Origin of the sequence: Vulcanibacillus modesticaldus, assembly GCF_001730235.1 — a bacterium.
In the GTDB taxonomy this organism is placed as follows: Bacteria; Bacillota; Bacilli; order Tepidibacillales; family Tepidibacillaceae; genus Vulcanibacillus; species Vulcanibacillus modesticaldus.
The window spans coordinates 1-7,812 of record NZ_MIJF01000045.1; the positions used below are offsets into that span (position 1 = coordinate 1).

The 7,812-nt window shown below is 35.2% G+C and carries 9 protein-coding genes; 6 read left to right on the forward strand and 3 right to left on the reverse strand.

From position 1 onward, the window contains the following. The 3 genes from BHF71_RS08210 to mnmA all read left to right on the forward strand — a co-directional run. On the forward strand, positions 1-206 hold a 206-nt coding region (locus tag BHF71_RS08210), incomplete at its 5' end, for an IS3 family transposase (RefSeq protein ID WP_141705336.1). A gap of 64 nt (positions 207-270) precedes the next feature. Further along, positions 271-1,764, forward strand: a complete 1,494-nt coding sequence (locus tag BHF71_RS08215; RefSeq protein ID WP_069657185.1) for a flotillin lipid rafts scaffold protein FloT — start codon at positions 271-273, stop codon at positions 1,762-1,764. Between the two features lie 194 nt (positions 1,765-1,958). Next, on the forward strand, positions 1,959-3,086 hold the full coding sequence (gene mnmA, locus BHF71_RS08220; RefSeq protein WP_069657186.1) for a tRNA 2-thiouridine(34) synthase MnmA: 1,128 nt from the start codon (positions 1,959-1,961) through the stop codon (positions 3,084-3,086). Positions 3,087-3,111: 25 nt separating this feature from the next. Here the strand turns inward: mnmA and BHF71_RS08225 are convergent, their stop codons facing one another. Both BHF71_RS08225 and cspD read right to left on the reverse strand, forming a co-directional pair. Then, positions 3,112-3,672 carry a rubrerythrin family protein gene (locus BHF71_RS08225; RefSeq protein ID WP_069657187.1) on the reverse strand — a complete coding sequence of 187 codons (561 nt, stop codon included), beginning with the start codon at positions 3,670-3,672 and terminating at the stop codon, positions 3,112-3,114. Between the two features lie 129 nt (positions 3,673-3,801). Continuing rightward, positions 3,802-3,999, reverse strand: coding sequence for a cold-shock protein CspD (cspD, locus tag BHF71_RS08230; protein ID WP_069657188.1), 198 nt, complete (start codon positions 3,997-3,999; stop codon positions 3,802-3,804). 387 nt (positions 4,000-4,386) lie between these two features. Here cspD and BHF71_RS08235 point away from each other — a divergent pair, with 387 nt between their 5' ends. From BHF71_RS08235 to BHF71_RS08245, 3 genes are all read left to right on the forward strand, one after another. Beyond that, positions 4,387-5,526, forward strand: coding sequence for a THUMP domain-containing class I SAM-dependent RNA methyltransferase (locus tag BHF71_RS08235; RefSeq protein WP_069657189.1), 1,140 nt, complete (start codon positions 4,387-4,389; stop codon positions 5,524-5,526). Positions 5,527-5,596: 70 nt separating this feature from the next. Continuing rightward, positions 5,597-6,571 carry a tryptophan--tRNA ligase gene (gene trpS / locus BHF71_RS08240; RefSeq protein ID WP_069657190.1) on the forward strand — a complete coding sequence of 325 codons (975 nt, stop codon included), beginning with the start codon at positions 5,597-5,599 and terminating at the stop codon, positions 6,569-6,571. A 248-nt stretch (positions 6,572-6,819) separates the two neighbouring features. Then, positions 6,820-7,488: a Yip1 family protein gene (locus BHF71_RS08245; RefSeq protein ID WP_069657191.1), complete on the forward strand. Its 669-nt coding sequence runs from the start codon at positions 6,820-6,822 to the stop codon at positions 7,486-7,488. A gap of 96 nt (positions 7,489-7,584) precedes the next feature. Here BHF71_RS08245 and BHF71_RS12370 read toward each other — a convergent pair. Continuing rightward, on the reverse strand, positions 7,585-7,812 hold a 228-nt coding region (locus tag BHF71_RS12370; protein ID WP_084024083.1), incomplete at its 5' end, for a transposase.

The following is a 7,812-nucleotide window of genomic DNA, read 5'->3' on the forward strand; positions in this document are numbered from 1 at the left end:
CCAGAAAAGGAAATTGTTTAGATAATGCCAGCATGGAGAATTTCTTCAGCCACTTTAAGGCAGAGTGTTTTCATCTATACTCTTTTCGCACAACTGAAGAAGTAAAAAATGCCGTTAAAAGGTACATACGTTTTTATAATCATCACCGATTCCAAGAGAAATTAAATAACCTGAGTCCTTATGAATATAGGACTCAGGCTGCATAAATGTGCTTTTTTATTCCTGTCTACTTGACAGGGGTCAGTTCATAATAAGGGAGGCTTATTTTTAATGAGTTCAATCATTATTATTCCAGCTATCGTAGTTGCTGTCATAGTATTATTAGGGCTGGCATTTTGGGCTAGATACAGGACTGTTAGCCCTGATGAAGCAATGATAGTAACTGGGTCTTTTCTGGGCGGAAAGCACGTTCTTATGGATGAATCAGGAAAGAAAATAAAAATCGTCCGTGGTGGAGGCGCATTTATTATTCCTATCTTTCAACATGCTGAGTTCCTGTCATTGTTGTCGCATAAATTAGAAGTTACAACACCAGAGGTTTATACAGAACAAGGTGTTCCGGTTACTGCTGATGGTGTTGCCATTATTAAAATTGGTGGCTCTATCGAAGATGTTGCAACTGCGGCAGAGCAGTTTTTGGGAAAACCAATTGAAGCACTAAAGGAAGAGGCTCAAGAAGTATTAGAGGGACATCTAAGATCCATACTTGGTTCAATGACTGTTGAAGAAATCTATCGAAATAGAGACAAATTTGCTCAAGAGGTTCAAGGTGTCGCTGCCAAAGATCTGAAAAAGATGGGGCTACAAATCGTTTCTTTTACGATCCGAGATGTACGTGATAAACATGGTTATTTAGAAGCTCTAGGGAAACCAAGAATAGCAGCTGTAAAACGAGACGCCGAAATTGCAGAAGCAAAAGCTTTACGAGATGCAAGAATTCAAAAAGCTCAAGCTGAAGAAGAAGGACAAAAGGCTGAGTTGATTAGGGACACTAATATTGCTGAAGCTACTAAAGAGAAAAACTTAAAAGTAGCTGATTTTAAAAAGGAACAAGATATGGCAAAAGCAGAAGCAGACCAGGCTTATAATATTCAAGAGGCTCGTGCTAAACAAATGGTAGTTGAAGAGCAGATGAAAGTTGAACTAGTACGTAAAGAAAAAGAAATTGAATTAGAAGAAAAAGAAATTATTCGTCGTGAAAAACAATATGAAGCTGAGGTTAAGAAAAAGGCGGATGCTGATCGCTATGCTGTTGAGCAAGCAGCTGAAGCTGAAAAAGCTAAAAGATTCCGCGAAGCAGAAGCATTGCAATACAAAATTGAAGCTGAAGCAAAGGCACAAGCTGAACAAAAACGATTAGATGGTCTTGCCTTAGCAGAAGCTACCAAGGCTAAAGGTACGGCTGAAGCCGAAGTTATTCGCTTAAGAGGTTTAGCTGAAGCCGAAGCTAAACAAAAATTAGCTGAAGCCTTCGAGAAGTTTGGTGAAGCAGCAGTACTAGATATCATTGTCAAAATGTTACCAGAATTAGCAGAGAAAATTGCGGAACCTTTAAAATCCATTGAAAAATTAACTGTTGTGGATACTGGGAATGGAGAAGGAGCTGCACGGGTAAGTAATTATGTAACATCCTTAATGGCAACTACTCCAGAAATGTTAAAAAATGTTTCAGGGATTGACATTGATAAATTAATTAAGGATTTAACTAGATCTAAAAGCTCAGATAATAAACAAGTAGTAGAAATAGATTTTGATGATAAGTAAATTACAGATGTAAAATTTATTTACTCTCCCAAAAGTCGCAGATGTAAAAATATAGTCTTTATTCAAAGGTGGATTTGTATTTTTGTTAATGAAGATTAGGAAAAGGACTTGAAGTAATTCTCAGCTTAGTATATAGTTTTATTTAATGACTAAAAATAATCTTAGTACTTGACATAGAAGAGGTTGGGAGAGCAATGAAAAAAAAACCTGAAGACACACGTGTAATAATAGGAATGTCAGGTGGCGTTGACTCGTCTGTTGCTGCGCTCCTGTTAAAAGAACAAGGCTATGACGTTATAGGTATTTTCATGAAAAACTGGGATACCACCGAAGAATTTGGATATTGTACTGCTGAAGAAGACTTTGAAGATGTGAGAAGGGTGGCTGACCAAATCGGAATACCTGCTTACACTGTAAATTTTGAAAAGGAATATATGGAGAAGGTTTTTTCTTATTTCCTTGATGAATATAAGAAGGGACGTACCCCTAATCCGGATGTAATGTGTAATAGAGAGATAAAATTTGGTGATTTTTTAGAAAAAGCACTAGAATTAGATGCTGATTACATTGCTACGGGCCATTATGCACGGGTAGATTATCTTGATGGAGAATATCGTCTTCTTCGGGGAATTGATAATAATAAAGACCAAACATATTTTCTAAATGCATTAAACCAGTATCAACTTTCAAAAACAATGTTTCCAATCGGTCATCTGACTAAACCGCAAATAAGAGAAATAGCTGAAAAAGCAGGGCTAGCTACCGCGAAAAAGAAAGATAGTACGGGAATATGTTTCATCGGTGAAAGAAACTTTAGAGAGTTTTTAAGTAAATATCTACCAGCAATCCCGGGTGAAATTAGATCACTTGATGATAATCGTGTATTAGGAACACATCAAGGTCTAATGTATTATACCCTGGGGCAACGGCGAGGAATTGGGATTGGTGGTCAAGGTACAGGAGAGCCCTGGTTTGTTGCTAGGAAGGATCTTAAAAATAATATTTTATATGTAGCTCAAGGAGCTAATCATCCAAGCCTATTTTCGAGAGGTCTAGTTGCCACAGATTTAAATTGGATTAGCGAGAAGGAAAGGAATTCTCCTTTCACTTGTACAGCAAAGTTCCGTTATCGTCAACCTGACCAAAAAGTTACCGTTTTTCTTAAAGAGAATAATACTTGTGAGGTTATTTTTGATGAACCTCAAAAGGCTGTTACTCCGGGACAGGCCGTTGTTTTCTATGACGGAGAAGTTTGTCTTGGTGGGGGGATAATTGATAAGATATATCAGGAATTACCTTCTGATGGAAATATAGTGAAGTAAAAAAACGCCCTTGGGGCGTTTTTTTTTAAGCTGGAAAGGTTTTATATTTATCTTCTGTAACCCCACATACAGGGCATTTACCTGGGATTGTACCTACGTGTGTGTGCCCGCATATTGGACATACATATACTGTGCCTAATTCCATATCTTTACCTTGTTCTGCTGCTGTTTTCGCTTCTTGGAATAATCTGGCATGAATTTTTTCAGCTTCTAGAGCAAAGTGAAATGCTCTTTCGGCACCTTTTTCATTTTGAAAGCGAGCTGTTTGTAAATACACTGGGTATAATTGTTGTGCCTCATGCAGTTCTCCATCAATTGCACCTTGGAGGTTTTCTACAGTTTTACCAACGACAAAGACCGCACCTGCTGATACCGAAAAGCTACCTTTTTTGTCTTTAAGTTCTCTAAATTGATTGTTTGCATGAGCCCACTCCGCATAAGCTATAGCTCTAAACAATCTAGCTATATTGGGTAAATTCTCCTTTTCAGCAATTTCTCCCCAAATTAAATATCTCATATGTGCCATACTTTCTCCACCGTATGCAGAACGTAAAAATTTTTCTGTCATAATGTTATTTAGAGGCATAGTAAATTCTCCTTTATAATGTATTCTCAGTTGAGTAGTATTGCACAAATATTTATTAATTATACCTATATAGGAAAAATAAAAAAGCCTCCCTTGAAAGAGAGACTTGAAAAATTACGTATCTATTTATTAAAGCTTAACTACGTTAGCAGCTTGAGGTCCACGATTACCTTCAACAATGTCAAAGCTAACTTCTTGACCTTCTTCTAAAGTTTTAAAGCCGTTACCTTGAATTGCTGAAAAATGTACGAATACATCATTTCCACCTTCAACTTCAATAAATCCAAAACCTTTTTCAGAATTAAACCATTTTACTTTACCTTGCATTCTAATTGCCTCCTAAATAATTGACACTTCAATGTGTTCCTAATATTTAACCATTAACCAAATAATATATCAAAGATACAAAAAAACCGTAACATCCAGCTGAAAGAGTAGGAAAATAACAAATCGCTACACTTCCATTGAAGTTACGACTAATTATTAAATCCAATATATTATTGAGTTAACTGATTCTAAATAAGTATACTTTATTCATGACGAGAAGTCAACCTGTTTCTTTGCTTTTTTTGTAATTTTCAATAGAATATGATGATTACTATCTTGTATTCTAATTTCTCGTGTTTTTCCTTTGATATTTAAGGTTAACATTTGTTAAAATATGATAGAGTTAATCGCGAAAATCTTCACTTTAGATAGTTAGGAGTTTTATTAATGCAAAAAGTAACATTAATTGCTACTGCAACATTTGGCCTAGAAGCGATTGTAGCAGATGAAGTAAGAAAACTTGGATATACAGATTTAAAAGTAGATAATGGTAAAGTGGAATTTAATGCAGATATATCGGCAATTCCAAGAGCAAATCTGTGGTTACGTACCGCAGACCGAGTACGATTAAAGGTTGGCGAATTTAAAGCTACTTCATTCGAAGAGTTGTTTGAAAAGACTAAAGCCTTACCTTGGGCGGATTGGATTCCAGTTAATGCAACTTTTCCTGTGGAGGGCAAGTCTGTAAAGTCCAAACTATTTAGTGTTTCTGATAGCCAAGCAATAGTAAAAAAAGCGATTGTAGAGAGTATGAAGAAAAAATATAAGGTGAGTTGGTTCGAAGAAACTGGTCCATTATATAAAATTGAAGTTGCATTGTTAAAAGATATTGCTACTTTAACGATTGATACCAGTGGACCTGGATTACATAAACGTGGTTACCGGGATTGGATTGGGGCAGCACCACTAAAGGAAACAATGGCGGCAGCAATGGTTATCCTTTCTCGATGGAACCCCGATCGTCCTCTTATTGATCCTTTTTGTGGCTCAGGAACATTACCAATTGAAGCGGCGTTAATTGGACAAAATATTGCACCGGGTATGAATCGGGAATTTGCTTCTGAAAATTGGCCAGTTATCCCAAGAAAGGATTGGCGTGAGGCTAGAGCAGAAACCCATGATTTGGCACAATATGATCGTAAACTAAATATTATTGGTACAGATATTGATGAGAAAATCTTAAAAGTAGCAAGAAGAAATGCTTATGAAGCAGGAGTAGATGAACAAATACATTTTCAACAGCTACCTGTAACAGAAATCAGTAGTAAGAAAAAGTATGGCGTGATCGTTAGTAACCCTCCGTATGGCGAAAGATTAAGTGATAAGAGGGAAGTAGAACAACTTTATAAAAGTATGGGCGAAACTTTTATGAAACTAGATACATGGTCTTACTTCATTCTTACGTCACATGAAGGATTTGAAACGTTCTTTGGTAAAAAAGCTACCAAAAAAAGAAAACTTTATAATGGTAATATTAAGGTGGACTATTATCAATATTATGGCCCACTTCCACCTCGTGATATATGATATATTGCAATCTTTGTATCAAATGTTATATAAATAAATATCTAGTATTAGAATGGGAGTGATCAATTAAATGCGAGTTCTATCAGGTATCCAGCCTTCTGGTAAGCTACATTTGGGGAATTATTTTGGTATGATGAAAAGGATGGTCGAATATCAAAATAATAACGAATTATTTGCATTTATTGTCAACTATCATGCGTTAACATCTGTTTTTGATGCTGATAAGTTAAGAGAAGATACATTTAATGCAGTTTGTGACTTTTTAGCTTTAGGAATAGATCCAGAAAAAGCAGTTTTTTGGGTTCAATCTGATGTTCCAGAAGTAACGGAGTTATCTTGGTTATTATCTAATGTTACGGGTATGGGATTACTCGAAAGGTCACATTCTTACAAGGATAAAATGGCTAAAGGTATTTCTGCTAGTCATGGATTATTCTCTTATCCAGTATTGATGGCTGCGGATATCCTTGCTTTTGGTGGCGAAAAGGTTCCAGTAGGAAAGGACCAAAAACAGCACCTTGAAATAGCTAGGGATATTGCTGAGCGATTTAATAATGTATACGGAGAAACATTTATCATACCCGAAGCAGATATTGCAGAGGATGTGGCACTAATTCCTGGGGTTGACGGACAAAAGATGTCCAAATCCTATGGAAATACTATTGAAATTTTTGCTGATGAGAAAACTCTTAAGAAAAAAGTAATGGCAATTAAAACGGATGCAACTCCAATCGAAGAACCTAAACCGATTGAAGATAATGCATTATTTGAAATATATTCAATTTTTCTTGATAAAAAAGAAAAAGAAGAACTAAAGGAACGTTTTCTAACCCCAGGATTAAAGTATGGTGAAGTAAAGAAAGAATTATTTGGAGTTATTTGGGAGTACTTCGCTCCTTATCGAAAAAAACGTGAACTTTACCTCAATGATAAAGGTGAAGTACATCGAATCCTTCAAAAAGGAGCAAAGAAAGCCCGAGAGCATGCTTCGTATTATTTAGACCTAGCTCGTAAAAACGTCGGATTAAATTATCTAGATTATTAAAATGGTAGGCACTGTTTAGTTTAGCAGTGCCTTTTATTAATCAAAAAATATTTTGAAAATTATCCCTATTTTAGCAGGGAATTAAAGATTATTGTAGAACAAAAGAGTTATTAAGCACTGTATAATTTACTTTTTCAATACCTTTTGCTAAAGTGAGGTGGGAAAGATAGCTTTTTAAAAGTAATCTGAAGTGAAATTGTTACAATGGTTAGCAAAAAGAATGATTTGTGAAAAGGAGGTTGAGGTAAATGAGTTTGGAGTCGAGTAATAATTCTGCATCACAATATAGACTTTTACTTGAGGTATGGACAAAACCGAAAAAAACTATCAGATACATCGTTGATACTGATCCAAAAAAGTATGTCTTAATATTGGCTGTACTAAGCGGAATCTATAGTATTTTTGGTAGCTTTGAGGAAGAAAATATTGGCGATAATCTGTCACTTTTAAGCATATCATTGATAAGCATCGTTTTAGGTGCAATTGTAGGTATTATAACTTTATATTTATTCACCTGGATATATAAATTAACAGGAAAATGGATAGGTGGTAAAGCTGATTATCGAGAACTAAGAGCAGCCTATGCTTGGGGTTCAGTACCTATTGTCATCGTAGGATCAGCATTAATTATTCTAAAACTGATTTTTTTCGGTAAAGATATCTATACAAGCGAGATGTTAAAAATCGGTTCAAGTACATTTTTATCTTTACTTTATGTAATTTTTGGAATCATTGAATTAACAGCATATATATGGACTTTTGTAATAAGTTTAAAAGTCTTAGGAGAAGTACAAGGTTTTTCAACATGGAGAGCTTTAGGTAACTTATTATTAACAATTCTAGTGGTTTTTGTTGCAGTGTTCATAATAGTCTTAGTGGGCATGATCCTTTTTAGTAATGTAGCCGGCTACTATTAAATATTAAGTATTTGAAATAATGTTCTATAATTTGAACGATTTTATTTAATCCTAAAACTTAGGCAAATTGCCTAAGTTTCAGACTGAAGACTAACCTCATGCTAAATTACCTAGTATGAGGTTATTTTTGTCAAAAATGCTTAAAATCTTGGATGAAATAAAAAATTGAGAGCGATTCGGACGTCTCTTCCACGTCCAATTCGCTAGCTTTTTCAAATTCATGGCAGCAAAAACTAACATCGCCTGCATCGAGACTTTTTTCAAACCTCTTAACGTAGTCCAACGCAAACCATGTTTCTCTTTCATATCTGCAAATACTCTTTC

Bases quoted from the DNA above. Each gene is read 5' to 3' on its own strand.
- BHF71_RS08215 (WP_069657185.1), top strand. From the start codon at position 271: ATGAGTTCAATCATTATTATTCCAGCTATCGTAGTTGCTGTCATAGTA.
- BHF71_RS08235 (WP_069657189.1), top strand. From the start codon at position 4,387: ATGCAAAAAGTAACATTAATTGCTACTGCAACATTTGGCCTAGAAGCG.
- BHF71_RS08245 (WP_069657191.1), top strand. From the start codon at position 6,820: ATGAGTTTGGAGTCGAGTAATAATTCTGCATCACAATATAGACTTTTA.
- BHF71_RS08225 (WP_069657187.1), bottom strand. From the start codon at position 3,672: ATGCCTCTAAATAACATTATGACAGAAAAATTTTTACGTTCTGCATAC.
- mnmA (WP_069657186.1), top strand. From the start codon at position 1,959: ATGAAAAAAAAACCTGAAGACACACGTGTAATAATAGGAATGTCAGGT.
- cspD (WP_069657188.1), bottom strand. From the start codon at position 3,999: ATGCAAGGTAAAGTAAAATGGTTTAATTCTGAAAAAGGTTTTGGATTT.
- trpS (WP_069657190.1), top strand. From the start codon at position 5,597: ATGCGAGTTCTATCAGGTATCCAGCCTTCTGGTAAGCTACATTTGGGG.